Source organism: Phyllobacterium sp. P5_D12, from assembly GCF_054049495.1.
In genome coordinates, this window is the sequence record NZ_JBFUMG010001157.1 from 1 (window position 1) to 588 (window position 588).

Below are 588 nucleotides of genomic sequence, written 5' to 3' on the forward strand. Positions count from 1 at the left end.
TGGCAGAGCAAGGCGGTGGGCTTTTCGGCCGCGTGGAAATGCCGAAGGATCTCTCCCGCGTCGGAATCCTGCATCAGATCGACAACGGGCCCTTGGCCTCCTGGCGCGAACACGCCGGCATACTTATCAAGCCCCTCCTCGATCACAGATCGCAAGGTGCGGCCCGCGTTCGTCGAGTAATCGCTGGCGAAGAAATCTTTGCCGCGCTGATACGCCGCCTCATCGCCGCCGAAATGCTGGACTGCGTCCGATGCCGGGTCAATGTAGGGCTTGGCGCCCGAAGGAGTGGCAAGCAGAACTTCATAGCCTGCCCCGACAAGCGCCAGCATAGGCACCACTGTTTCATTAAGATACTGTCCCGTCGGCCCGGTGCCGCCTCCCTGAATTTCGATACGTGTGGCGTTCGAGCCCATGACCAGCACTTTTCCCTTGCTCATAAAGCCGCCTCCCGATGTTTCACGGCGGATGGCGGACCGAAGCCGGCCATCCGGAACCGCGGACATGATATCGCGGCGCCTCCCTGATGGCTGGTTAAAAGAGGTTAAAACCCGCATAGGTCCTGACGGCCAGGATCAGTCCGGCGACGTT

1 pseudogene is annotated in these 588 nt (G+C 60.7%); it reads right to left on the reverse strand.

What is annotated here, in order from left to right:
* Nucleotides 1–437: pseudogene (locus ACXJ5O_RS29260) on the reverse strand (type 1 glutamine amidotransferase domain-containing protein); the annotation flags it as partial.
* Between the last annotated feature and the right edge of the window lie 151 nt (nt 438–588).